This is a genomic window from Streptomyces graminofaciens (assembly GCF_030294945.1).
Lineage (GTDB): Bacteria > Actinomycetota > Actinomycetes > Streptomycetales > Streptomycetaceae > Streptomyces > Streptomyces graminofaciens.
Map to the genome: position 1 here is coordinate 1725623 of NZ_AP018448.1, position 24799 is coordinate 1750421.

The 24799-nt window shown below is 71.1% G+C and carries 21 protein-coding genes and 2 pseudogenes; 15 read left to right on the plus strand and 8 right to left on the minus strand.

The annotated features are described in order from the left end of the window. Positions 1-2: 2 nt before the first annotated feature. Positions 3-299, minus strand: a complete 297-nt coding sequence (gene paaB, locus SGFS_RS07510; protein WP_286248705.1) for a 1,2-phenylacetyl-CoA epoxidase subunit PaaB — start codon at positions 297-299, stop codon at positions 3-5. Beyond that, positions 296-1279, minus strand: coding sequence for a 1,2-phenylacetyl-CoA epoxidase subunit PaaA (gene paaA, locus SGFS_RS07515; protein ID WP_286248708.1), 984 nt, complete (start codon positions 1277-1279; stop codon positions 296-298). Before paaA ends, paaB begins: the two co-directional genes overlap by 4 nt. A gap of 475 nt (positions 1280-1754) precedes the next feature. Between paaA and SGFS_RS07520 the strand changes: the two are divergent. Further along, positions 1755-2034, plus strand: a pseudogene (locus SGFS_RS07520) (phenylacetate--CoA ligase); the annotation flags it as partial. 22 nt (positions 2035-2056) lie between these two features. On the opposite strand, the gene SGFS_RS07525 reads toward SGFS_RS07520, so the two are convergent. Together SGFS_RS07525 and SGFS_RS07530 are read right to left on the minus strand one after the other, a co-directional pair. Beyond that, positions 2057-3628 (minus strand): amidohydrolase, encoded by a 1572-nt coding sequence (locus SGFS_RS07525; RefSeq protein ID WP_286248710.1) that lies wholly within the window; start codon positions 3626-3628, stop codon positions 2057-2059. A gap of 55 nt (positions 3629-3683) precedes the next feature. Further along, positions 3684-5165, minus strand: a complete 1482-nt coding sequence (locus SGFS_RS07530) for an APC family permease (protein ID WP_286248712.1) — start codon at positions 5163-5165, stop codon at positions 3684-3686. 170 nt (positions 5166-5335) lie between these two features. On the opposite strand from SGFS_RS07530, the gene SGFS_RS07535 reads away from it, so the two are divergent. After that, on the plus strand, positions 5336-5953 hold the full coding sequence (locus tag SGFS_RS07535) for a TetR/AcrR family transcriptional regulator (protein WP_286248714.1): 618 nt from the start codon (positions 5336-5338) through the stop codon (positions 5951-5953). A gap of 51 nt (positions 5954-6004) precedes the next feature. Here SGFS_RS07535 and SGFS_RS07540 read toward each other — a convergent pair whose 3' ends face one another. After that, positions 6005-7189: a GDSL-type esterase/lipase family protein gene (locus tag SGFS_RS07540; RefSeq protein ID WP_286248715.1), complete on the minus strand. Its 1185-nt coding sequence runs from the start codon at positions 7187-7189 to the stop codon at positions 6005-6007. 39 nt (positions 7190-7228) lie between these two features. Beyond that, positions 7229-7813 (minus strand): TetR/AcrR family transcriptional regulator, encoded by a 585-nt coding sequence (locus SGFS_RS07545; protein WP_286248717.1) that lies wholly within the window; start codon positions 7811-7813, stop codon positions 7229-7231. A gap of 139 nt (positions 7814-7952) precedes the next feature. Here SGFS_RS07545 and SGFS_RS07550 point away from each other — a divergent pair, with 139 nt between their 5' ends. Continuing rightward, complete coding sequence (locus SGFS_RS07550; RefSeq protein ID WP_286248718.1) at positions 7953-10142, plus strand: TerD family protein; 2190 nt, start codon at positions 7953-7955, stop codon at positions 10140-10142. A 161-nt stretch (positions 10143-10303) separates the two neighbouring features. Here the strand turns inward: SGFS_RS07550 and SGFS_RS07555 are convergent, their stop codons facing one another. Next, entirely contained in the window at positions 10304-11167 is an 864-nt protein-coding gene (locus SGFS_RS07555) for a fructosamine kinase family protein (RefSeq protein WP_286248720.1), read from the minus strand. A 200-nt stretch (positions 11168-11367) separates the two neighbouring features. Here SGFS_RS07555 and SGFS_RS07560 point away from each other — a divergent pair, with 200 nt between their 5' ends. The 8 genes from SGFS_RS07560 to SGFS_RS07595 all read left to right on the plus strand — a co-directional run bounded on the left by SGFS_RS07560 (position 11368) and on the right by SGFS_RS07595 (position 20633). Then, positions 11368-12693 carry a sugar ABC transporter substrate-binding protein gene (locus tag SGFS_RS07560; RefSeq protein WP_286248738.1) on the plus strand — a complete coding sequence of 442 codons (1326 nt, stop codon included), beginning with the start codon at positions 11368-11370 and terminating at the stop codon, positions 12691-12693. Further along, positions 12690-13610 carry a carbohydrate ABC transporter permease gene (locus SGFS_RS07565; protein ID WP_286248740.1) on the plus strand — a complete coding sequence of 307 codons (921 nt, stop codon included), beginning with the start codon at positions 12690-12692 and terminating at the stop codon, positions 13608-13610. Before SGFS_RS07560 ends, SGFS_RS07565 begins: the two co-directional genes overlap by 4 nt. Then, a complete protein-coding gene (locus tag SGFS_RS07570; protein ID WP_286248742.1) occupies positions 13607-14560 on the plus strand; it encodes a carbohydrate ABC transporter permease in 954 nt (317 codons plus the stop codon). Before SGFS_RS07565 ends, SGFS_RS07570 begins: the two co-directional genes overlap by 4 nt. A gap of 25 nt (positions 14561-14585) precedes the next feature. Continuing rightward, positions 14586-15494: a 5-dehydro-4-deoxyglucarate dehydratase gene (locus SGFS_RS07575; protein ID WP_286248744.1), complete on the plus strand. Its 909-nt coding sequence runs from the start codon at positions 14586-14588 to the stop codon at positions 15492-15494. Next, on the plus strand, positions 15491-16747 hold the full coding sequence (locus tag SGFS_RS07580; protein ID WP_286248745.1) for a glucarate dehydratase family protein: 1257 nt from the start codon (positions 15491-15493) through the stop codon (positions 16745-16747). The genes SGFS_RS07575 and SGFS_RS07580 overlap by 4 nt, the downstream gene beginning before the upstream one ends. 449 nt (positions 16748-17196) lie before the next feature. After that, complete coding sequence (locus SGFS_RS07585) at positions 17197-18651, plus strand: family 2B encapsulin nanocompartment shell protein (protein ID WP_286248748.1); 1455 nt, start codon at positions 17197-17199, stop codon at positions 18649-18651. Next, positions 18648-19700 carry a family 2 encapsulin nanocompartment cargo protein terpene cyclase gene (locus SGFS_RS07590; RefSeq protein WP_286248750.1) on the plus strand — a complete coding sequence of 351 codons (1053 nt, stop codon included), beginning with the start codon at positions 18648-18650 and terminating at the stop codon, positions 19698-19700. The genes SGFS_RS07585 and SGFS_RS07590 overlap by 4 nt, the downstream gene beginning before the upstream one ends. 54 nt (positions 19701-19754) lie before the next feature. After that, positions 19755-20633 (plus strand): geranyl diphosphate 2-C-methyltransferase, encoded by an 879-nt coding sequence (locus SGFS_RS07595; protein WP_434028187.1) that lies wholly within the window; start codon positions 19755-19757, stop codon positions 20631-20633. A 153-nt stretch (positions 20634-20786) separates the two neighbouring features. On the opposite strand, the gene SGFS_RS07600 is transcribed toward SGFS_RS07595, so the two are convergent. Further along, positions 20787-22271, minus strand: a complete 1485-nt coding sequence (locus tag SGFS_RS07600) for an MFS transporter (protein ID WP_286259845.1) — start codon at positions 22269-22271, stop codon at positions 20787-20789. A 440-nt stretch (positions 22272-22711) separates the two neighbouring features. Between SGFS_RS07600 and SGFS_RS07605 the strand changes: the two genes are divergently transcribed. The 4 genes and pseudogenes from SGFS_RS07605 (at position 22712) to SGFS_RS07620 (ending at position 24747) form a co-directional block, all read left to right on the plus strand. Continuing rightward, on the plus strand, positions 22712-23086 hold the full coding sequence (locus SGFS_RS07605; protein ID WP_286248754.1) for a sortase-dependent protein: 375 nt from the start codon (positions 22712-22714) through the stop codon (positions 23084-23086). Beyond that, positions 23083-23688 (plus strand): annotated as a pseudogene (locus SGFS_RS07610) (class F sortase); the annotation flags it as partial. The gene SGFS_RS07605 and the pseudogene SGFS_RS07610, both read left to right, overlap by 4 nt. 143 nt (positions 23689-23831) lie before the next feature. Continuing rightward, entirely contained in the window at positions 23832-24323 is a 492-nt protein-coding gene (locus SGFS_RS07615; RefSeq protein ID WP_286248756.1) for an RNA polymerase sigma factor, read from the plus strand. Continuing rightward, positions 24307-24747 carry a hypothetical protein gene (locus SGFS_RS07620; protein ID WP_286248759.1) on the plus strand — a complete coding sequence of 147 codons (441 nt, stop codon included), beginning with the start codon at positions 24307-24309 and terminating at the stop codon, positions 24745-24747. Before SGFS_RS07615 ends, SGFS_RS07620 begins: the two co-directional genes overlap by 17 nt. Positions 24748-24799 lie beyond the last annotated feature (52 nt).

Consider the following 24799-nt stretch of genomic DNA (forward strand, 5'->3'; position numbering starts at 1 on the left):
CCTCAGATGTGCGGGACATCGTCGGGGATGTCGTAGAAGGTCGGGTGGCGGTACACCTTGTCGGCGCTGGGCGCGAAGAAGGGGTCCTTCTCGTCGCGGGTGGAGGCGGCGATGTGCTCGCTGCGCACCACCCAGATCGAGACGCCCTCGTTGCGCCGGGTGTACAGGTCACGGGCGTGGGTGAGCGCCATCCGGTCGTCGGCGGCGTGCAGCGAGCCCACGTGGACGTGGTTGAGCCCGCGCTTGCCGCGCACGAACACCTCGTACAGCGGCCAGTCGCCCTTGTTCGTGCCGCTCATGCCGCCGTCCCCTTCCGGGCTCGCTCGCTCTGCTTGGCCGCGTGGGCGGTGGCCGCCTCGCGCACCCAGGCGCCCTCCTCGTGGGCGGTCCTGCGCCGTTCCGTCCGTTGGTCGTTGCACGGTCCGTCGCCCGTGATCACGCGCTTCAGTTCGTCCCAGTCGGGGGTGCCGAAGTCGTGATGGCCGCGCTGTTCGTTCCAGCGCAGGTCCGGGTCGGGCAGGGTGACGCCGAGCTTCTCGGCCTGTGGGACGGTCATGTCGACGAAGCGCTGGCGCAGTTCGTCGTTGCTGTGCCGCTTGATCTTCCAGGCCATGGACTGCGCCGAGTTGGGCGAGGCGTCGTCGGGCGGGCCGAACATCATCAGCGACGGCCACCACCAGCGGTCCACCGCGTCCTGGACCATCGCCCGCTGCTCGTCGGTGCCGCGCATCATCGTCATCAGCAGCTCGAAGCCCTGCCGCTGATGGAAGGATTCCTCCTTGCAGATCCGCACCATCGCCCGCGCGTACGGCCCGTAGGACGACCTGCACAGCGGCACCTGGTTGCAGATCGCGGCGCCGTCCACGAACCAGCCGATCACGCCGACGTCGGCGAAGCTCGGCGTCGGGTAGTTGAAGATCGACGAGTACTTCTGGCGGCCCTCGATCAGCCGCTCGGTGAGGTCCGCGCGGTCGGCGCCGAGGGTCTCGGCGGCCGAGTACAGGTACAGCCCGTGACCGGCCTCGTCCTGGACCTTGGCGAAGAGGATCGCCTTGCGGCGCAGCGAAGGCGCCTTGGTGATCCACTCGCCCTCCGGCTGCATGCCGATGATCTCCGAGTGCGCGTGCTGCGCGATCTGCCGGATCAACGTCTTGCGGTAGCCGTCCGGCATCCAGTCGCGCGGCTCGATCCGCTGGTCACGGGCGATCGTCGCGTCGAAGTGCGCCGACAGCGCGTCCTCGGCCTCCGGCCCGGCCTCGGCGGAGTGTGTCGTGGTCATCGATACCAGCTTCCCTACCGACCATTCGTTCGGTACCAGTGTGGCGCGTTTGGCTCGACCGGGCAAGACCTCTGGCGCGGATCCTTCGACCGGGACGGCGATCAGGTCCGTCCCACGCATGTGACAGAGGGCGAGGCCAGAGGACCGGACCGAGGCCTGAAAGCTGGGCCAGAACTGCGGCCACGGGCGTCGGCGGCGGCGCAGCCCGGGACCCCGGCACACCTGGCGGCCTCGTCGGACATGGGGAATCCTCGACGCGAACCACCCCTTGACAGGGGGCGGAACGACTGGATTACTGTGCCGTGCCGCACACTGACCGAATGTTCGGTCGGCTCACAAGGTCATGGAGCAGGCGTCTGGGACGGCTTACGAGGCCCACAGACCTCCCGGGTGGTTCGGCTGACGTCTCACCGTCGGCGCGCCGGACCCCCGGGGCACTCGCGACCCCGGCGACGACGAGGGAGAGTTCTCGATGATCGTGCTGCGTACGCCCGGTGTCGCCCCGCACTCTTAGATCAGCTGACGCGACCAGATCCAGCTGACGCGACGAGGGCGTATCGACCACATGACGGTCCCCGTCGAGGCACGACCGGGCGCCGGTCCCGAGCAGCGGGCGGCGGCCACCTCGGTGATCGCCCAGGCCGTCAAGGACGGTGTGGGCATCACTGTGGAGGTGGCCGTGGTCGCCCCGGAGTCCCTGGAACGGTCGGTCTGCAAGCTCAGGGGTCAAGGACCTACGGAGGTCCGGCGCCTGATGCCTTGGCCCCAGGAGGTCTCTCAGAGCCCCCGGTGCGCAACATGTCCCCCCGTCACGGTAAGCAACACCGGCGCTTCACGAACCTCGTCCGCCCCCGCGTCCACCGGGTCGACGCCCAGCGCGGTGAGGTCCGCCCTGAACCCTTCGGCAATACGGCCGGAGGCAGTCGCCTCACCCGCGGCGAGCGCCGCATGGCTGGTGCAGCCCTCCAGCGCCTGGATCCCCGTCAGCCCGGCCCGGGAGGACGCCGCGCCCCTCGGCGTACGGGCGGTGGCGAGGACGGCCCGGACGTCGTGGTGGGCGATGGGCCAGTCCGAGCCGAGCGCGACGACCGCGCCCGCGTCCCACAGGTCCCGCAGCCGCCAGGCCCGTGCGGCGCGCTCCTCGCCGAGCCGTACGGACCACTCGTCGGAGAGGTCGGCCCGGGTGTAGTCGGAGTGCGGGGGCTGCATGGAGGCGATGACGCCGACCTCGGCGAAGCGGGCCACGAGGTCGTCGGGGACCGACTCGATGTGCTCCACGCGGTGGGCGAGGCGCCCACCGGGGCCGAGGGAGGCGACGGTGTCGAGGACGTGGCGCACGGCGGCGTCGCCGATCGCATGGGTCGCCGTCCGTACGCCGGCGCGGTGCAGTCGGCGTACGGCGGCGCTGTACTCGGCCGGGTCGGGCCAGAAGGCGTCGGTGCCCTGGCCGTGACAGTCGGGGTGGTCCAGCCAGGCGGTGCCGCCCTCGACGGTGCCGTCCATGAAGAACTTCACCCCGCCGATCCGCCAGTGCCGCCCGCCCCGGCCCTGGAGCGCGACGAGTTCGTCCAGTGCCTCCTCGTCGGCGCCGGGCATGCACCAGGGCGCGAAGCGCAGCCGCAGCGGCAGCACCGACTCCTCGGCGACCGCGCCCACCAGGTCGGGATCGCCGAGGTCCATGACATGGGCCCCGGTGAGCCCGGTGGCCGCCATGGCGGCCAGCAGCTCGACCAGCCGGGCGCGGCGTTCGGCGTACGACGGCCGGGGCAGCACCGGCGTGACGAGGTCCATCGCGGCATGTTCGACGAGGTGTCCGGTCAGCCGTCCGTCGGTGTCGACGGCGAGGTGCGAGCGCTGGGCGAAGGCACGCGGCCCGGTGATGCCTGCGGCCTTCAGGGCGGCCCCGGTGGCGAGTGCGGAGTGGCCGTCGTACAAGCGCAGGAAGGCGGGTGCCCCGTCCAGTACGTCCTCGACGAGGGCCCGGTCGACGGGCCGCCCCCCGAAGACGTTGTGGTCCAGGCCGTAGCCGGTGACCCAGCCGTCGACACGTTCCGCCGAGGTGAGCGCGGCCCGTAGTCCGTCGAGGTCGCGTACGGCGGCGAGGTCGAGCCCGGTGGCCATGTCCAGCCCCCACACGGGGTGGCTGTGACTGTCCACCAGGCCCGGCACCAGGTGGCCGCCGCCCAGGTCCACGACCTCGGTGCCGGGTCCGCGCCAGTCCCGTGCGTCCGCCGCCTCACCGACGGCGGCGATCAGTCCGCCGCGTACGGCGACCGCGGAGGCGTACGGCCGCTCCGGGTCGAGGGTACGGACGTGGGCGCCGGTGATGACGAGGTCGGCGGTGGGCATGCGGGAGTCTCCTCGGAGCGGTGGGGTGGTGCGGCGGCCGGCTGGGCGTCGGATGTCACGCGTCGGCTTCGGCCGGTGGTTCGGCGGCGAAGTTCGCGTAGACCGCGGGGCGGGCGCGGCGCAGCCACCATGCGAGGACGAGGCCGATGGCGAGGACGGCCGGGACGATGGCCGCGAGGAGGGTGTTGACCGCCGTGGAGGCGCCGGTGAACTGGTCGAGGTGGGAGACCACCAGCCAGATGGCGCCGGTGAGGAGCACCGCCGCGGCGACGGGGGCGACGACCGTGCGCAGGGCGCCCTCGCCGTGGATGATGCGCCGGAAGTAGAAGGGGACGGCGAGCGCGGCGAGCAGTTGCAGCAGCATCAGGGCCAGCATGCCGGGGGTGTTCACCCACAGCAGCAGTTGCATGTACGGGTCGGCGCCGGCCGCGGCGAAGGCGACGACGACGATCGCGCCCAGGACGGTCTGGGCGAGGCCCGCCACGTACGGGGAGCGGTGGCGCGGGTGGATGCGGGCCACGGCCTTGGGGAGGATTCCCTCCTCGGCGAGGGCGAGGCCGTAGCGGTTGATGGCGTTGTGGAAGGCGAGGAGGGAGGCGAGAACGCTGGTGACGATGAGGACGCGCATCAGGTCGGCCGCCCAGGGGCCGACGAACGTCGTGATGGCGGAGAAGAACAGGCCCGCCGGGTCGGCGCCGGCCGCGGCGATGACCTGGGCGTCGCCGAAGGCCTGGATCGCGATCCACACGATGAACGCGTAGAACAGGCCGAGGAAGCCGATGGCGAGGTAGGTGGCGCGTGGCACCGTGCGGGACGGGTCGCGGGCCTCGCGGCGGTAGATGACGGTCGACTCGAAGCCGGTGAACGCGGCGAACGCGAAGGCCAGGACGGCCACCATGCCCGGCACGAACACGTTGCCCGGCGAGAAGGCGGCGAGGGAGAGTCCGTGGGCGCCGCCCTTGATCAGCACTCCCCCGGCGAGCAGGACGAGGATGCCGGTCTCGGCGACGAGCAGGACGCCGAGGACCTTGGCGCCGAAATCGATGGAGCGGTAGCCGCCGTAGCCGATGACCAGCAGGCCCACCAGGGAGACGGGCAGCCAGGGGATGTTCGCGCCGAACAGGGAGTGGACGGTGTCCCGGGTGGCGGTGCCGAGGAGGCCGTAGACGCCGATCTCCATGCCGTTGTAGCCGATCAGCGCGAGGAGCGCGGCGCCGATGCCGACCCGGCGGCCGAGGCCCCGGGTGATGTAGGCGTAGAAGGCGCCGGCGCTGCGGACGTGGCGGCTCATGGTGGTGAAGCCGACGGCGAAGACGGCGAGGGTGAGCCCGGCGAGGAGATAGCCGACGGGGGCGCCTATGCCGCCCATCAGGATCGCGAGCGGGGCGACGCCGGCCATCACGGTGAGCGGGGCCGCGGCGGAGACGACGAAGAAGGCGATGTCGGTGGTGCCGAGGGAACCTGAGCGGAGGGAGGTGGCGGCGGCCGTGGTGGTCTCGGCCGGGCCCGCGCTGGGCGCGGAGGGGGTGACAGTCATGAGGGAAAGCCCTTCTGGCTGCTTGCGGGGACGAGGGTACCGGGGCGTGCGGGGGTGACCTGAGCCCGTAAACCTAAAGGCTTTCGGTTTTCGCAATGTAGCCTTCACCCGGGACTGCTGGGAAGACCCCGACTCGGACTGCCGGGAAGAACCTGAAGGGGACGGACACCATGGGACGGCCGCGCACGCCTCTGCTCGACCGGGAGCGCATCACCACGACCGCGCTGGAACTCGTCGACGCGCAGGGCGAGTTCAGCGTTCCGCAGATCGCGCGGCGGCTCGGGGTGCAGACCGGTTCGGTGTATCACCACGTGGACGGCCGGGACGGCATCGTCGAGCTGCTGCGGGAGCGGGTCACGGAGGGCATCGACGTGACCGCCCTGGATCTGCGCCCCTGGGACACGGCCCTGGCGACCTGGGCGCGCTCCTACCGCGCCGCGTTCGCGGCCCATCCGCGGACGATTCCGCTGCTGATGACGTCTCCGGTACGGGCCTCGCACGTTCTCGAACAGTACGAGCGGGCGGTCACACTGCTCCTCGACGCGGGTTTCCCGCTGCCGGACGTCATGCCGACGCTCGTCGCGCTGGAGAACCTGGTCCTGGGCTCGGCCCTGGATCTCACCGCCCCTGTGGCCATGTGGGAGATCGAGGACGCCTCCGCCACCCCGCATCTGGCGGAGGCTCTGGACGCGGCGGGCGACGAGCGCGCGGACAGCGCCTTCGACCTGGCGCTGGAGGGGTTCCTGGCGCACGCGCGGCGGAGGTTGGAGGCGTACGCGCAGGTCTAGGGTCCGGCCACGGGCCGCGCCCCCCTCTTGGGGCGGCGCGGCCCGCCCAGGTCAGGGCTTGCCGTCCGCGAAGACGCCCTTGGCGCCGAAGACCCGCTCGGCGAAGCGTTCGCCGATACGGCGATGGGTGGCGGCGTCCGGGTGCAGGTCGTCCGGCAGCGGCAGTTCGGCGGAGTCGGCCTCGCCGTAGAGGTCGCGGCCGTCGAGGTGGTGCAGGTGCGGGTCCTCGGCCTGCCGCTGGGCCACGATCCGGGCCAGCTCGTCCCGGATGACACGCAGGGTGAGCTTGCCGCTCGCGCGTTCCGCCGGGTCGCCCAGGGCCCGGAACTTGAACTCTCCCTTGCTGATGTTGCTGAAGTCCGGGGCGCAGGGGCCGGGCGTGTCCTCGTGGATGGGGCACAGGAGGGGCGAGACGACCAGCAGCGGTGTGGTCGGGTGGCCTTCGCGGATGGTGTCGAGGAAGCCGTGGACGGCGGGGCCGAAGGCGCGCAGCCGCATCACGTCGTGGTTGACCACGTTGATGCCGAGCTTGAGGCTGATCAGGTCGGCGGGGGTGTCCCGCACGGTGCGGGCGGTGAACGGGTCGAGCAGGGCGCTGCCGCTGAACCCCAGGTTGATCAGCTCCACCCCGCCGAGGGCGGCGGCGAGCGCGGGCCAGGTGGTCGTGGGGGTCGCGGCCTCAGAGCCGTGGCTGATCGAGCTGCCGTGGTGCAGCCACACCCGGCGGCCGCTGTCCGGGGCGGGCTCGACGGGGGCGTCGGTGCGCAGGGCGACGAGTTCGGTGTTCTCGTTGTGCGGCAGCCAGATCTCGATGTTCTTGACGCCGTCGGGCAGGCCGGTGAAGCGGAGGGTGCCGGGCGGGCCGGGCCGGTGCTCGGCCGTCCCGGCGGTCATGTCGATGGTCATGACGTTTCCGCCCGTGACCGTGCCCTGCCCGGCCGGGCGTCCGTCGACGAGCAGCTCGTACACGCCGTCCGGGCGGGGCGGGGCCCCTGTGTAGTTCCGTTTGGTGGGCAGCGTGTCCAGTTCGACGGCGGTGGCCGAGGTGCGGAAGGCCAGCCGTACGCCGGAGGGCTGGGTCTCGGCCATGGCGAGCTGGGGGTCGGCGCACTGGGCGCGGGCACGGGCGGGCAGCCGGTGCGGCAGTAGGCCGTGCTCGGTGCGCTCCAGGTCGAGGGCGCCGCGCAGGAGGTCGGCCGTGATGGGGGTGGTGATCCAGTGGGGGTTCGTCTGCATGTCTCACCTGTGGGTCATGGAGTGGGAGGGGCGGGGCGGTCACGGCAGAGGGACGGGAGGGGGCGGCCAGTTGCGCAGCAGCGCGTCGAGGGCGTCCAGCATCCGGGTCCAGGTCTCCTCGGATTCGGGGAGGCTGTGGCTGAAGCCGCCGCCGAGTTCGAGGCTGACGTAGCCGTGGAAGAAGCTGCCCAGCAGCCGGACCGCGTGCGTCTGGTCCGGTTCGCTCAGGTCGTAGCCGCGCAGGATCGCCCGGGTCATCCGGGCGTGCCGGACGCCCGCGCCGGCGGCGGCCGTCTCGGGGTCGAGCCGCAGCCGGGCGGCGGTGGCGCGGCCGGGGTGCTCGTGGGCGTAGTCGCGGTAGACGTTCGCCAGCGCGGCCAGGGCGTCCTTGCCCGCGCGGCCGGCCAGCGCTACGGCGCCCCGGTCGGCGAGTTCCTCCAGGGCCAGCAGGGCGATCCGGGTCTTGAGGTCGTGGGAGTTCTTCACATGCGCGTACAGGCTCGCGACCTTGACGTCGAACCGCCGGGCGAGAGCCGAGACGGTCACCTGCTCGAACCCGACCTCGTCGGCCAGCTCGGCGCCTGCCTGGACCAGGCGTTCCGTGGTCAGTCCTACGCGCACCATGGCCTTCCCCTCTTTCGCTGAAACCCATTATGGAGTTGCCTAAAAGCCTTAGGCAATCCATCGAGAGTTTTAGGCAGAGGCTCGGGGAGCGGCGAAAAGTCCCGTGCGTCTGCTCGTCCGGCTCTGCGATCATCCGCAGATGACCCACAGCATCGAATCCCTGGTCATCGAACCTCTGATCATTCGCCACACCCATCGCCTCCCCCTCCCCGAGGGACCGGCCGGGCGGGGCGGCGTCGCGGCACGGCAGTTCGACGCCGTGCTGATGTCCGTGGGGTTCAAGCTGTCGGCGGAGTTGCTGGAGCGCCTGTCGGGGCTGTCCGAGAAGGCGGTCCTCGGCATCGCCAGGCGGACGCTGGGCACCGTGCGCGAGATGGTCGGCGACCACGTCCGGCACAACTCCTACTTCATCGACTTCCCGGCGAAGGTGCCGGCCACCGAGGAGTTCTGGGCGCGCTGCGTCGCCGAGGCGCTCCGCGACAGCAAGTCGCGCGGCAACGTGCTCTCCCAGCTGGCGCGCGGGGTGCTGAACCTGCTGAGCCTGCCGACGTACGGCAGGTACCAGCACACCTACGAGGAGATGCTCGCGGTGCAGGACGAGCTGATCGCCTCGGCGGGCGACCGGCTGACGGTGCTGCACGCGGGCGGCCCCCCGGAGGACGAGGTCACCGCCCTGTACCTGGCGCTGGCGGGCAGCAAGACCCCGCTGGGCGAGGAGCACCTCAGTGACCTGGGAACCCTCGCCGAGCACTGTGCGCACGGCCCGCAGCCGGAGGAGATCCCGGTCCGGGAGAACCGCGCCCAGGTCAACGCGGCCCGTCTCGGCGTCGGCGCGGACCTGCTGCTGGACACCGTCACCGATGTCCTGCGGCTGGCGTGCGCGCTGTCGGACGGTGATGTGACCCTGCAGGAGCCGACCCGGTTCCGGAAGCTGTCGCGTCCGGTCCGGCGTGCGCTGATGACGGGCCTGGAGTCGGTGGTGGCCGGCTCCCCCGCCAAGCTCAGTGATGTGCACGCGCATCGCGAGGCGTTCAAGCGGCTCGGCGAGCGGCTGCACCCGCACGAGTTCCGTGCCCGGCTGCCGCACGCCGTCGAGGTGTTCGCCGTCGCGCGCGGCGAGAAGCAGGCGCGGTCCTTCGACGGCCGGGTCCAGGAACGGCTCGCCGAGTTCGACGTCCCCGGTGGGCTGGCACTGCTCAAGGCCTCTCCGGGCAAGCTGTTCCGCGCCCTGGACCATCTGCTGCGCATCGCCGCCGACCAGGAGCAGCGGGACGCGGTGGTGGCCGCCGTGGAGGAGTTCGCTCCCCGGGTGTCCGGCCGGGTCGTCCTGGCGGTCCGCGAGCACCTCCACAACCGTGACCGGGAGACCGGTGAGCAGCGGATGTTCGTCAACCGCCAGGGCCGCGCCTGGGCCACCCCCGACCACCGGCCGGCCGTACCGGCCGAGGACCGCGAGCGTCTGATCGCCGTCCTCGACGCCGAGATACGACGCCGTCTTCCGGCGCCGGGCCGGCTGCTGGTCGACCCGGACGTCCTGGACGTGGCGCTGCCGCTCAGCGGCAGGGCGACGGCGGCCGGGCTCGGCGTGCTTCCCCGGGGCTCCGTGTCCGTGGTCGACGGTGAGCTGCTGCGCTTCTTCACGTACTGGAAGCAGGCCCAGTACCGGACCGACTACGACCTGTCGGCGCTGATGCTCCACGATGACTACCGCACGGACGCCTGGCTCTCCTACACCGAGCTCACGAACGTCGGGGGCAAGCACTCGGGTGACATCACCGAGGCACCGGACGGGGCCTCGGAGTTCATCAACCTGAATCTGGCCCGCGTGCGGGGCACGTTCATCGTTCCGCAGGTCAACATCTACGCCGGGGAGGGCTTCGAGCAGGTCGAGGAGTCGTTCTTCGGGTTCATGGTGCGGGACGGCGAGCAGAAGGGCCGTCCGTTCGAGCCGCGTACGGTGCGCATGAAGTCGGAGCTGCGCGGGCCGGGCCGGGTCGCGCTGCCGCTGGTGTTCCGGCGCGGGGACGACGGCCGGTGGCGTGCGAAGTGGCTGCATCTGTATCTGCGGGGGATCTCCTCGGGCAACCGGGTCGAGGAGAACCAGGTGTCGACGGCGACGGTCGTGCGCGGCATCGTGGAGCGCGAGCAGCTGACGGTGTCGTACCTCGTCGACCTGATGTCCGGCGACGCGACGGACGTGGAGCTGTGGGACGGGGCGCCGGTTCCGGACGAGCCGGTCACCTACATCGGTCTCGAACGGCCCGAGGGGCTGCACCCGGACTCCCGGATCATCACCCTCGAAAATCTGCGCGACCTGATCCCGGGCTGACTGCTAACGTGGCCCGTGGCGAGGCCATGAAGGGGCTTCCTTCTCACTTCACTCCAAATGAATCCAGCACCTTCGCTCTCCTCGCCCTCGACTTCCACCGGGAGGCGCCACACGGCGCCTCCCGGTGTCATATGTACGGGCCCGACCCATGGCATATCGCCTCACCGCGCGAGGGTCGCCCGTGCCACCGCGAGCGCCTGCTCCGCGTATCCCCGCCCGAACAGCGCCGCGTGCACGAGCAGCGGGAAGAGCTGGTGCAGTCCGACGCGGTCGGCCCAGCCTGCGGCGAGGGGTGCCGTCCGCCGGTAGCCGTCCAGGACGTGGTCCAGGTGGGGGCAGCCGAAGAGGGCGAGCATCGCCAGGTCGGTCTCGCGGTGGCCGCCGTGTGCCGCGGGGTCGATCAGCCAGGCCCGGCCGTCGGCGCCCCAGAGCACGTTGCCGTTCCACAGGTCGCCGTGCAGCCGGGCGGGCGGCTCCGCGGGGCCCGCCAGCTCGGGCAGACGCTCACAGACGCGGTCGACCAGAGCCGCCTCGGCCGGGCGGATCGTGCCGTCGTCGACCGCGCGGCGCAGATAGGGCAGCACGCGGTGCTCGGCGTACCAGCCGGGCCAGTCGGCGCCGGAGACGTTCCGCATCGGGGCCCGCCCGATGTACGCCTCCCTCGGGCCGCCCGGCGGCGGAGCGCCGAAGGCGGGCGCACCGGCGGCGTGCAGGACGGCCAGGGCGCCGCCGAAACGGACCGCCGCCGCGGCACTCGGTGCCCCCTGCGTCACCCGGTCGATCACCAGCCGGCCCCCGTCGTGGCCGTACGCCGTCGGGACGTGGACCGCGCCCGCCTCGGCCAGCCAGCGCAGCCCCGCCACCTCCGCCTGGGCCGCGCGAGGGCCGTCGCCGAGCTTGACGACGACCACTCGGCCGTCGTCGAGGGTGACTTCGGCGAGCGTCCCGGACAGGCGGCGTTCGCCCGTCGCGAGGCGGCCGGTGAGTCGCGCCGCCAGGGCACCGGGTGCCGTGCGATCGGCCACGGGGCACACCTCCAGATCCCATGCCACAGCCGCCCACCAGCATCCCGCACGCCCGTGTGTGGCGCCGGTGAAAACTCCGACCCATGTCTTGACATGCCGAGGAAACGATCCGTAGCTTGACCGATCATTTAGATCCGTGAAATGCGTTCACGGATATGAACAGCCGGGTGTACGGCCCGGATGAACAACGGAGTGTGCCCATGGGCGTTCGCCGACGAAGTCGCCGCCTGGCCGCCATGATCACCGTCTCGGGGCTCGCATTCGGAGCGGCGGCCTGCGGGTCGGGGTCCGACAGCGCCGGGAGCGACGACCCGAACACGCTGGAGGTCTGGACCCGGAGCAATCCGGACCCGGCCGCCACGTACGAGCGGGTGTTCGCCGCCTTCACCGAGAAGACCGGAATCAAGATCGACTACCAGCCGGTCATCAACTTCGACCAGCAGCTCCAGAGCCGGGCCTCCACCAAGGACCTCCCAGACGTGATGATCAACGACACGGCGCTGATGGGCAGTTACCAGAGCCAGGGCCTGCTCAAGCCCATCGACCCCGACACCATCGAGGGCCACGACCAGATCACCGACAAGAGCTGGTCCTCCACCGTGGGCCTCGACGGCGAGCACTACGGCATCCCGTACTCCCGTCAGGCCCAGACCCTGATGATCCGCAAGGACTGGCTGAAGAAGCTCGGCCTCGAAGCGCCCACGACCTGGCAGGAGATGCTCCGCGTCGCGAAGGCCTTCGCCGACCGTGACCCGGACGGCGACGGCAAGAAGGACACCTACGGCATGGTCGTCCCCGGCAGCGCCCAGAACGGCTACGCCGCCTGGTGGGGCTCCAGCTTCCTCTGGTCCGGGGGCGCGAAGATCATCGAGCCGGACGGCAGGGGCTACCGCCCCGCCATGGACTCGACCGCCGCCGTGCGCACCGTCACCTGGATGAAGGACAACCTCTTCTGCGGTGACAACGGTGTCATCCAGCCCGGCGCCATCAGCGCCGTCACCGGCACGGCCACCAACTTCCAGGACGGCAACGCCGGGATGTACCTCACCGGCCCGTACAACATCGCCACCTACGACACGACGCCCGGCAAGGACAAGTTCGAGGTCGTCCCGTTCCCGGCGGGCCCCGCCGGGTCCACCGTGCTGGCCGACGGCGAGAACGTCTACTTCGGCGCCAGGACCGGCAAGGCGAAGCAGGAGCGGGCCCTCGCCGCGTTCCTGATCTCCCCCGAGGGCCAACGGCTCGCCATGACGGGCAAGAACCAGCCCGTGGTCCGCATCCCCGTCAACTCCACGCTCGACGCGGCCCAGGTGCGCGACGACCCGCGCTGGAGCGTCGTGCAGAAGGCGTACGAGAACGCCTCCGAGCAGTTCCCCAACGCGCCCGACTTCGCGCCGATCAAGCAGGACACCGCCGACGCCCTCAACGCGGTCTTCACGTACTGCGGCAGCGACGTCCGCTCCTCCCTGAAGGAACTCAACGACACCCTCGCCGGTGACCTCACGGACCAGGACCTGTTGAAATGACCGCGACCACCATCGCGCCGGACCGGCGCAGAGCGCTCGCCAAGCGGGTCCTCGCCAGGAGGGCCGTCCTCCCCTGGCTGTTCCTCGCCCCCGGCCTGCTGCTCGCCCTCGTCTTCAAGTTCGTGCCGATGGGCAAGGGCATCTGGCTCAGCTTCTTCGACGTACGGCCGTTCCTCGGTGACAAGTGGGTCGGCCTCGACAACTACACCCGGGTCCTGACGGACCACCGCTTCCAGGACGCGGTGGGCCACACGCTCGTCCTCGGCATCGGCCAGTCGCTCGGCGCGATCGTCGTCGGCTTCGTCCTCGCGGTGCTCCTTGAGGGCCAGGCCCGCTCACTGAAGATCATCCGCACGGCCGTCTTCCTGCCGGTCGTCACCGCGACCGCCGTGGTCGGCGAGCTGTGGCGACTGATGTACTACCCGACCTCCGACGGCCTCGTGAACAGCGCCCTCGGCTTCCTCGGCCTCGGCCCGACGCCGTTCCTCGACAACCCGGACACCGCGCTCTGGGCGACGATGGCCATGGGCATCTGGATGGTCGCCCCGTACAACATGGTGATCATCCTGGCCGGACTCGCTGGCGTGGACCGCACGTTGTACGAGGCGGCCGCGATGGACGGGGTGTCCTTGTGGCAGCGGCTTCGCCACATCACCCTGCCCGCGATCCGCCCGGCCATCGGCATCGTCCTCACGCTGGCCGCCATCCGTGGGCTGCGCGTGTTCACGGAGGTGTACGTCCTCACCGGCGGCGGCCCGGCCGGGTCCACCGAGGTCTGGATGACCCGCGCCTACACCCTCGGCTTCACCCGCAACGACATCGGCGGCGCGTCGGCGGCCTCCGTCGTCCTGCTCGCGGTGACGCTGCTGCTCACCGTCTGCGTCAACTACTTCCGCAAGAGGGGAGACGTGCGATGAGCGCACCCGCCCTCGACCCCGTCCAGGCCACGTCCGAAGAGGTCTCCGCCACCGCGTCCAGGCGGTCCGGCAAACCGGCCCGTACGACGCCCGCCCGTTTCGACACCGCGCTCGGCTGGAACGACCGGCCCGGCGTCTCCTGGGCCCTGCGGATCCTGCTGTGCGCGCTCGCGCTCGGCGTCTTCGCGGCGCCCTTCCTGACCATCCTCTCCGGCGCCCTCAGCACCCACCCCAGCGGCTCGTCGCTGTCCTTCCTCCCGCACGACAGCACGTTGCTGAACTTCCGGGTGGCCGGGGAGCGCGGCATCTGGGACTACTTCACCAACTCGCTCGTCATAGCGGGCGGCGGACTGCTCCTCCAACTCGTGGTGTGCGTGCTCGCCGCCTACGCGCTGGCCCGGCACAGGTTCCGCGGTCAGGCGCTGATCATGACCCTGTTCATGCTGACGATGATGCTCCCCGAGGAGGTCATCGCCATCCCGCTGTCCCTGGTCCTCGGGCATGTCCCGGTGGTCGGCATCGACCTGAAGGGCACTGTGTGGGGCGTCATCCTGCCGCTCGGTGCCTGGGGCTTCTCGGTGATGCTGCTGACCGAGTTCATGAAGGACATCCCCAGCGAGATCGAGGAGGCGGCCCGGCTCGACGGCGTCGGCGAGCTGCGGATGCTGTGGCAGGTCGTCCTGCCGCTGTGCAGGCCCGCGCTCGGCGTGGCCGGTGTCCTCGGCTTCATCATGATCTGGGACCAGTACCTGCTGCCGCTGATCGCAGCCAAGGACCCGACCGACTACACGGTCACCGTGGCCCTCTCCATCCTGCGCACCGACCCCGAGGTCGGCTCGGGAGTCGTCCTCGCCGGCGCGGTCATCGCGCTCCTGCCCAGCCTTGTCGTCTATCTGCTCCTCCAGCGCTCGCTGGTCACCGGCATCGCCGCCGGCGCCACCAAGGGCTGACCGACCCCCCACGTTTGAGGGAGACATGAAGTTCCAAGGAGTGCTGTTCTTCCCGGTCACGCCGTTCGCATCGGACGGTTCGCTGGACGAGGAACGGCTCGCACAGCACATCGAGGCCGGCGTCGCGGCCGGTGCCGGGGGCGTGTTCGTCGCCTGCGGCACCGGTGAGTTCCACGCCCTGACCCCCGACGAGATCGAGCGGGCCACCCGGGTCGCGGTCACGGTGACGGCCGGCCGGGTGCCCGTGCTGGCCGCCGCCGGGGGCCCGCCGCCGGTCGCCCGGGACCATGCGGCCCGGGTCGAACGCGCGGGCGCCGACGGCGTCCTGCTGCTGCCGCCGTATCTGGTGAGCGCCCCGCAGCAGGGGCTGGTCCGCTACGTCCAAGAGGTCACGGAGGCCACCGGCCTGCCCGTCGTCTTCTACCAGCGCGGCACCGCCCGGCTCTCCCCGGCCACCGCCGCCGAGATCGCCGCCCTACCCGGGGTCGTCGGCCTCAAGGACGGCATCGGCGACATCGAGCGGATGCACCGCGTCGTGCGCGCCGTACGGGCGGTGCCCGGCACCGAGAACTTCCAGTTCTTCAACGGGCTGCCCACCGCCGAGATGACCGCGCCCGCGTACCAGGGCATCGGCGTCGGCCTGTACTCCTCCGCCGTGTTCGCCTTCGCCCCGGAGATCGCCCTCGCCTTCCACCGGGCCCTCGGGGCGGGCGACGACGCCCTGGTCGCCACGCTCCTCGACGAGTTCTACGGCCCGCTCGTCGAACTCCGCGACGAGGTCCCCGGATACGCCGTGTCGCTGATCAAGGCCGGGGTGGCCCTGCGCGGCCTCGACGTGGGCGGCGTACGGGCCCCGCTCGTCGACCCCACCCCGGAGCACATCGCCCGGCTGTCGAAGCTGATCGACCACGGGCTGGAGGTGGTCCGGGCATGAGCACGTCCGACACCCGCGTCCGGGAGCTGATCATCACCCCGATCGCCTTCCACGACCCGCCGCTGCTCAACTCCAACGGCGTCCACGAACCCCTCGCGCTGCGGATCGTGCTCCAACTGGTCCTCGAGGACGGCACGGTGGGCCTCGGGGAGTCGCCGGGCGGCACCGCGCGCCTCGACCGGCTGCAGGCCGCCGCGAAGGTCGTCGTCGGCATGGACGTCTTCGACACGACCGCCGTCGCCGCGGCGATCGACAGTGCCCTGCTGCCGACCGTGCCCAGTTCGCACGAGCGCGGCTGGACCACCTCGGCCGTGGAGGTGGCCTGCCTCGACGCGCAGGGCAAGCTGCTCGGGCGCCCGGTCGTCGATCTGCTCGGCGGCGCGGTCCGCGACTCCGTGCCGTTCGCCGCGTACCTGTTCTACAAGTGGGCCGAGCACCCGGCGCTCGACGGCCGCCCCGCCGTACGGGACGAGTGGGGCGAGGCCCTGGACCCGGACGGGATCGTGGCGCAGGCCCGGCTGATGCAGGAGCGGTACGGGTTCCGCTCGTTCAAGCTCAAGGGCGGGGTCTTCCCGCCGGACGAGGAGATCGCCGCGATCAAGGCGCTCGCCGAGGCCTTCCCGGGGCAGCCGCTGCGGCTCGACCCCAACACGGCCTGGACGGTGGAGACTTCGCGGTACGTCGCCCGTGAGCTGGACGGCGCGCTGGAGTATCTGGAGGACCCGACCAAGGGCATCGCCGGGATGGCCGAGGTCGCCGGGGACTCGCCGATGCCGCTCGCCACCAACATGTGCGTGATCGCCTGGGAGCATCTGCGGCCCGCCGTCGAGGTGAACGCGATCCAGGTGCTGCTCACCGACCACCACTACTGGGGCGGGCTGCGCCGCACCCGTGAACTGGCCGCCGTGTGCGAGGCGTTCGGGCTCACCCTGTCGATGCACTCCAACTCGCATCTGGGCATCAGCCTCGCCGCCATGACCCATGTGGCCGCGGCCATCCCCAACCTCGACCACTCCTGCGACACGCACTACCCGTGGAACTCGGCGGACGACGTGATCGTCCCCGGCGCGCTGGAGCTGCGGGACGGCGAGGTCGGCGTGCCGACCGGGCCCGGCCTCGGGGTCGAGCTGAACCACGACGTGCTCGAACGACTGCACCGGCTGTACGTCGACTCGGGGATGCGCGACCGCGACGACACCGGCTATATGCGCCGGATCCAGCCGGGGTACGAGCGGCGGCTTCCGCGCTGGTGAGCTGAGGGGTTTCCCGCTGAGGGCCGTCCTTTCCCGGGGCGGCCCTTCACCGTCTGACGCACTCGCGCTCCCTCCGCGCCGGTACCACAGGGGCGGACACCCGGGCGCGGGAGTGTGCACCGGCCGGGGATGTGCCTCGCCTGGTGGTTTCCGCACCTCCCCGACGCGAAGACGCCCCCTTCACGCGGTGCCCGACCACCACCCGGGCCTGTTTGGCTTTACCTGCGACGCACCACTGCCCACAGCACGCGTCGCCACCACGCTGCCGTCCCGGCCCCCATCGCCCCGGAAATCCGTCCACGACCGAGTCGTACGAGATCCGTCCACGGCCACGTCGTACGAGATCCGTTCACCACCACGTCGTACACGTGCCGCTCGCGCCCAAGTGCGCCTCGATACACGCCGGTTCGCAGCACTTCAGCACGTCCGCTCACCTATCGGGAGGGAATGTGTCTGCCCCTGTAAACCCCGCCGGAAGCTCCTCCGAAAGCGCCGAAGAGCCCGCTTCCGGAATCGTCGACGACGGGCCGCAGTTCACCAGTCTCAGCACCCGGGCGGCGCGACAGCTCGCCACCACCACCAAATCCGAACCACAGATGCAGGCCATCACCTCGCGATGGCTGCTGAAGAACCTGCCGTGGGTGGACGTCAAGGGCGGCACCTACCGGGTCAACCGCCGGCTCCAACTCCGCGTCGGCCGGGGCCGGGTGACGTTCGACCAGAACGGCGCCGACGACATCAAGGTCATCCCCGAGACGCTCACCGAACTGCCGGCACTGCGCGGCTACACCGACACGGCGGCCCTCAGGGAGATCTCCGCGAAGTTCCGCGTCCGGGAGGTGCGCGCCGGGCAGGTGCTGGTCGACGCCGGGCAACCGGTGAACGAGGCGTATCTCGTCGTGCACGGCCGCTTCACCCGGTACACCGTCGGCAAGTACGGCGAGCAGGAACTCCTCGGCGTCATCACCGACGGCGACGGCATGGGCGACGAGGCCATCGGCCAGGCCGACCCACTGTGGCTCAGTTCGGTACGGGCGGAGACCGCGGGTGTGGTCCTCGCCCTGAACTGGGACACGCTGATGGCGTTCGTGGACCGCACCCCGTCCCTCGCCGCCCAGTTCGCCTCCTTCGTGGAGCAGCAGAACCGGCCCATGAACCGCAGGGGCGAGGCCGACGTCCCCGTACAGGCCGGGCATGTGGGCGAGCAGACCCTCTCCGGCGGCTTCGTCGACTACGACCTCGCGCCGCGCGAGTACGAACTCTCCCTCACCCAGACCGTGCTGCGCGTCCACACCCGGGTCGCGGATCTCTACAACAACCCGATGGACCAGACGGAACAGCAACTCCGGCTGACCATCGAGGAGATCCGCGAACGCCAGGAGTGGGAGCTGGTCAACAACCGCGAGTTCGGGCTGCTGCACAACATCGACTACGGCCAGCGCATCAGCACCTTCTCCGGGCCGCCCACCCCGGACGACATGGACGAACTGCTGTCGATGCGCCGCAGGACCAAGCTGTTCCTGGCCCATCCGAAGGCGATCGCCGCCTTCTTCCGGCAGTGCAACCGGCGCGGTCTGGTACCCGGCACGGCGAACGTCGACGGGCACGAGGTGCCGGCGTGGCGCGGTGTGCCGATCTTCCCCTGCGGCAAGATCCCGGTCACTCAGCAGCACACCAGCAGCATCATCGCGATCCGCACCGGCGAGAAGGACCAGGGTGTCGTCGGTCTGCACCAGACGGGCATCCCGGAGGAGTACGAGCCCTCCCTGAACGTGCGGTTCATGAACATCGACACCACCGCGATCATGAACTACCTGGTCACGGCCTACTACTCGCTGGCCATCCTGGTGCCCGACGCCGCCGGAATCCTGGAGAACGTCCAGGTCGGGTGGGTGCCGGAATGAGCCTGCCGTCAGCGTCCGCGACCCGGCTGCCGGGGCCGCCGAGTCCCGCCCGTGCCCGGCGGGCCCGCAGCGGCGGGGCGATCCCCGGGCTGCGGTACCGGCCCGCGGTGCCCGCCGACCCGGCGACGGTCGCCGAGGTCGAGCGCAGGCTGGCGGCCTGGGCCGAGAAGCTGGACCTGTTCCCTCCGGCGTGGCAGGGGCAGTTCGCGAAGTTCGGGATGGGCCGGGCGGTGGTGCTCGCCCATCCGGGCGCGGCCGGACTCGAACACCTCACCGCGGCGGGCAAGTTGCTGCTCGCCGAGCACCTCGTCGACAACGTGTACTGCGAGGTCGACGAGGGCAAGGGCGGATCACCGCGCGGCCTCGGCGGCCGGCTGGTCATGGCCCAGTCGGCGCTCGACCCGCTGCACGCCACCCCCGGGATGGAGGAGGAGTGGGGGCAGGGTGTACGGGCCGACGGTCCGCTGCGCTCGTACCACCACGCGCTGCGGGACTACGCCGTCCTCGCCACGCCCAGCCAGACCGACCGGGTCGTCCATGATCTGGCCCGGCTGCACCTGGGGTATCTCGGTGAGGCCGCCTGGGCCGAGACCGGGCACATGCCGACGGTGTGGGAGTACCTGGTGATGCGGCAGTTCAACAACTTCCGGCCCTGTCTGGCGGTGGTGGACGCGGTGGACGGCTGGGAGCTGCCGGAGGCGCTCTACGCCCGGCCCGAGGTCCAGCGGATCACCGCGCTGGCCGGGAACGCGTCCACGATCGTCAACGACCTGTACTCCTTCACCAAGGAACTGACCAGCGACCCGGACCACCTCAATCTGCCGAGGGTCGTCGCCGCCAACGAGCGGTGCGGGCTCAAGGCCGGCTATCTGAAGGCGGTCGAGATCCACAACCGGATCATGGAGGCGTTCGAGGAGGAGTCCGCGGCCCTGTCGGCCGGCTCGCCCCTGATCGAGCGCTACGCGCAGGGACTCGCCGCGTGGGTGGCCGGCAACCACGAGTGGCACGCCACCAACACGGCCCGCTACAGCCTGCCCGACTACTGGTGACGCGTTCCGGCCACCTCATCCCCACGACCTGACGAGGAGTCTTCGTTGACCATCATCGACGCCGCCCCCACGACCGCCACCACCACGCCCGGGCCCACCCAGTCCACGTACCAGACCCGCGTCGCGGAGTACTGGAACGCCGAGGAGAACCCGGTCAATCTGGAACTCGGGAAGATCGACGACCTGTACCACCATCACTACGGCGTCGGTGACGTCGACTGGTCCGTGCTCGACGACGACCCGGAACCGGCGCGCCGCCGGGACCGTGTCACGGCCGAACTGCACCGCCTGGAACAGGCCCAGGCCGAGCTGCTCGCCCGCCACCTCGGCCCCCTCTCCCCCACCGACCGGGTCTTCGACGCCGGGTGCGGGCGCGGCGGCGGCAGTGTCGTGGCCCATCTGCGGTACGGCTGCCACGCCGACGGGGTCACGATCTCCCGCAAGCAGGCCGAGTTCGCCAATGAGCAGGCCCGCAAGCGGGACATCGACGACAAGGTGCGCTACCACCACCGCAACATGCTCGACACCGGTTTCCGGTCCGGGGCGTACGCGGCGTCGTGGAACAACGAGTCCACGATGTACGTCGAGTTGGAGCTGCTGTTCGCCGAGCACGCCCGGCTGCTGCGCCGCGGCGGCCGCTATGTGACGATCACCGGCTGCTACAACGACACCTACGGGCGGGCGTCCCGGGAGGTGTCCCTGATCAACGCCCACTACATCTGCGACATCCACCCGCGCTCGGAGTACTTCAGGGCGATGGCCCGCAACCGCCTCGTACCGGTGCGCGTGGTGGACCTCACGGCCGCGACCGTCCCGTACTGGGAGCTGCGCAAGCAGGCCGATCACCTGGTCACGGGCATCGAGGACACGTTCCTGTCCGCCTACGCGAACGGCAGCTTCCAGTACCTGATGATCGTGGCCGACCGGGTCTGATCGTCTGCCGTACGCAGGGGCCGGCGGGTCACGGGGCTGATCCGCCGGGCTCTCTTCGACGTGCAGATCGCCGACGGCATGTCGTCGCCGCCGATGTACGGCCCGAGTCCGTCCCGGACGCGATTGTGGCTGGAGACGGTGTGGCTCCGGACGTCAGACCGGGCCGCCGGGGCCCATACCGCCCTTGAGGCGTTCCAGGTCGGAGGGGCGGACCTGGATGACGACCACGGCGATGAGCGCGGCGATCAACGCGAAGATCGCGGCCATGATGAAGGCGGCCGAGACGCCCGCGGTGAGGACCTCGTCGGCCCAGGGCGGCGGCAGTTCCCCCGTGCGCTGGAAGCGCAGGCGCTCGACCGGGGTCGCCTGCGCCAGGAACTGTGGAATCTGCTTCTCCGCCTCGTTCGCGCTGGCCGTACCGAACATCGTGACCAGAATGGACAGTCCGAGGGAGCCGCCGACCTGCTGGGTGGCGTTGAGGAGCCCGGAGGCCGCGCCGGTCTCCTCGTTCGAGACGTTGGAGAGCGCCATCAGGGTGAGCGAGACGAACTCCATGCCCATGCCGAGGCTGAAGACGAGAATCGGGCCGAGGACGCTGCCCGCGTAGGTGGAGTGGACGTCGGTCAGGGTGAGCCAGGCGAGGCCCGCCGCCGCGAGGATCCCGCCCACCACCATGAAGGGCTTGGGGCCGAACACGGGCAGGAACCGTGAGGCCAGCCCGGCGCCGACCGCGATGACCGCACTCACCGGCAGGAAGGCGAAGCCGGTGGCGAGCGGGCTGAAGTCGAGCACGTTCTGGGTGAAGAGCGTGAGGAAGAAGAACATGCCGAAGATCGCGGCGGCGAGGCTCAGCATCATGCCGTAGGTGCCCGCGCGGTTACGGTCGGCGAACATGTGCAGGGGCGTGATCGGCTGGCTGGACCGCCTCTCGACCAGGATGAACACGGCGAGGACGACGACGGCCGCCGCGAACGAGGCCAGCGTGAGCGCGTCTCGCCAGCCGTCCTGGGCGGCCCTGATGAACCCGTACACCAGCAGGACCATGCCCACGGTGGAGGTCAGTGCGCCGGCGATGTCGAAGTGGCCCGCGTGCCGCTCGGACTCCTTGATCCAGCGGGGTGTGGCCAGGGCGATGAGGAGCCCGATCGGCACATTCACGAACAGCACCCATCGCCAGTTCAGCCACTCGACGAGGATGCCGCCCGCGAGCAGTCCGATGGCGCCGCCGCCCGCCGAGACTCCGGCGAACACCCCGAACGCCCGGTTGCGTTCGGGGCCTTCGCTGAAGGTCGTGCTGATCAGGGCGAGGGCGGTCGGGGAGGCGATGGCGCCGCCGACGCCCTGGAGGGCGCGGGCGCCGAGGAGTTGGGCCTCGTTCTGGGCGAGCCCGCCGAGCAGGGAGGCCAGCACGAAGAGCAGGATGCCGAAGATGAAGACCCGCCGTCTGCCGAGGATGTCGCCGGTCCGGCCGCCGAGCAGCAGCAGACCGCCGAAGGTCAGGGTGTAGGCGTTGACGACCCAGGACAGGCTGGTGGTGGAGAAGTCCAGGGACCGCTGGATGTCCGGCAGGGCGATGTTCACGATGGTGATGTCCAGCACCACCATCAGCTGACACGAGGCGATGACCAGCAGCGCCATCGCGTTCCCGCCGCCGCCGGGTTTCCCGGTGGCGTCCTGGGGCGCGGAAGTCTGCTGCGGTCTGCTGCTCATGGCGTCTCGCACTCTCGGAGGTCGAGCCCTCCGGAGGGGTCAGCGAACGAGTGCGTCCACTGCTGGGTCCACCGTTCGACCGTACGCCGGTGCCCTGCCCCTCACCACTCGATCAACGGGCGACGTCCTTCCGCGGGCGCCGCCGACGCCCTGGAGGGCGCGGCACCACCCCACACTGAGCCATCCTCAGCAACCACCGTCCACCGCTGCCGGGCCGACAGGTGCCCCGCCCATCTGCGCGGCCACCCACCTTCTCGGCGACTTTGCCATCTCTTTACAACTGGTTCCGCCCCTGCCTCGTCTCTCCGCTCGATCCATCACGCAGTCCCCCGCTTCATCTGGCGGGCGGACCGACGAGAGAGAGACTGATGCGCCGAACCGTCCTCAGTGCCGCGGCACTCGCCTGTACCGCCGTGTTGGCGGGTGCGGTGCCCGCGTTCGCCGACGATGCGAGCCCGGCACCCACGAGCCGCGCGGCGTCCCAGGCCCCGACAGCGGTCCCGTCGCCCGCCGAGGCGACCAAGACGCCCGACTCCGCCGACGCGACCGCGGTTCCCAGTGCCGAACCGCCCCGGGAGGCGACCCCCGGCCAGGTCTCCGCCGTGCCCAGCGGTGCGCCGGACACCGGGGTGGCGCCGGAGGAGTCCGGGGGCGGGGTCGTCGCGGGGAGCGCCGTCGCCGTGCTGGCGGTCGGCGGGGCGGGAGTCCTCCTCGTACGGCGGCGGCGGGCGAACGGGGCGTGACCTCGCTCTCCAGGCGTGCCTTCGCCACCGCGGCGGCTGCGCTGCTCGTGGGCTGCGGTGGTGGACACCGGGCCGCAACGCGCCGGACGACCGCGTCACCTGCCGTGAGCCCGGCGCCGCTCCCGTCCGAGCGGGGTGACGCCGACTCCCCCCGGCCCCTCGGTCGTTCGGTGCCCGTGCGGCTTCGGGTCCCGGCGATCGGTGTCGACACCCCTGTCATCCGACTGGGGCTGGCCTCGGACGGCACCGTGCAGGTGCCGCCGATCACGGCGCACGACCGGGCGGGCTGGTACCGGCATTCGCCGACACCGGGGCAGACCGGGCCGTCGGTGATCCTCGGTCATGTCACGGTCGGTGACTACGGAGACGGGGTGTTCCGGCACCTCGCGCGGCTGCGGCCGGGCGAGCGGATCGAGGCGCGCCTGGAGAACGGCACCACGGCGGTGTTCGCCGTGGAATCCGTACGGACCGTCGCCAAGGCCGACTTCCCGGTGGACGCGGTCTACGGCGACGTCGACCGCCCCGAGCTGCGGCTGATCACCTGCGGCGGCCGTCGTACCGGTGACGAGTACCCCGACAACGTGATCGTCTTCGCCACGCTCGTGTCAGAAGGTGCCGAGCACCGCCCATCCGCCCGGACCCCGGGCCGCCGACGGAACCGTACGTCGCGGCCCGGGCTCCTCTCCCACGAGCCCGCACCGGCCCACCGGCCTGTCGGCCCACCACGTCACGACCATGGAGAGCGTTGAAACGGTCCCGCGAGAAGGCAGCGTCCGAGTTGTTCGCCGCCCTCTATCCACGCCTCGCCGGCTGGTGCCGTCGGCTGGTCGACGACGACGAGACGGCCCATGAGGTCGCCTCGGAGGCGTTCACCCGGCTCTGGGCCCGGTGGACGTCCGTCGGGGAGCCCCAGGGTTTCCTGTACGTCACCGCGGCGAACCTCGTCCGGGACCACTGGCGCAAGCTGGAGCGCGAGCGAAGAGCCGTGCACCGGGCCACCGTCGAGGCCTCCGTGCGCCCGCAGACGGAAGACACCGACCCCTCGGTCCGCTTGCTCGTGCAGTCACTGCCGGAACGACTGCGCGTTCCCGTCCTGCTGCACTACTACGCTGACATGCCGATACGGGAGGTGTCCGTACTGACCGGACGCAAGGAGGGAACCATCAAGGCCGATCTTCACGCGGCCCGCGAACTGCTCCGCGCCCACCTGAGGAGAAGCCTTGATCACATACTCTGACGAGGGACCGGAGTTCGAGCCCGACGACCCGCTCGCCGTCATTCTGCGACCGCCCTCCGACCGTCTCGGGCCGCCGCCCGGCCACTTCGAGACGATCCGCCGCGCCGCCGGGCGCCGCCGACTGCTGCGTGCCGCGGCCGGAGTCGGTGTGACCTGCGCCGTCGCCGCCCTCGTCGCACTACCACTGCGGTTCGCGACCGACGAGTCGTCCACGTCCCCCTCGGTCCCGCTCGCGCCACCGCCGGCGAGTGGTCCGGCGAGCCCGACCCCGGTCCCCAGCCCGTCCGCGTCCTCCGGGACGCCAGCCCCCACCGCCTCGGACGATGCCGACGACCCCGCCCCCTCGGTGACCCCGACTCCGTCTGCCGACGCCTCCAAGCGCGCACCGACCTCGGCCACCCCCGGCGAGACCGACAAGCGGTAGCGACAGACAGCGACGGTTCCCAGCACCACCGCCGACCAAGGTCCTCGACAAC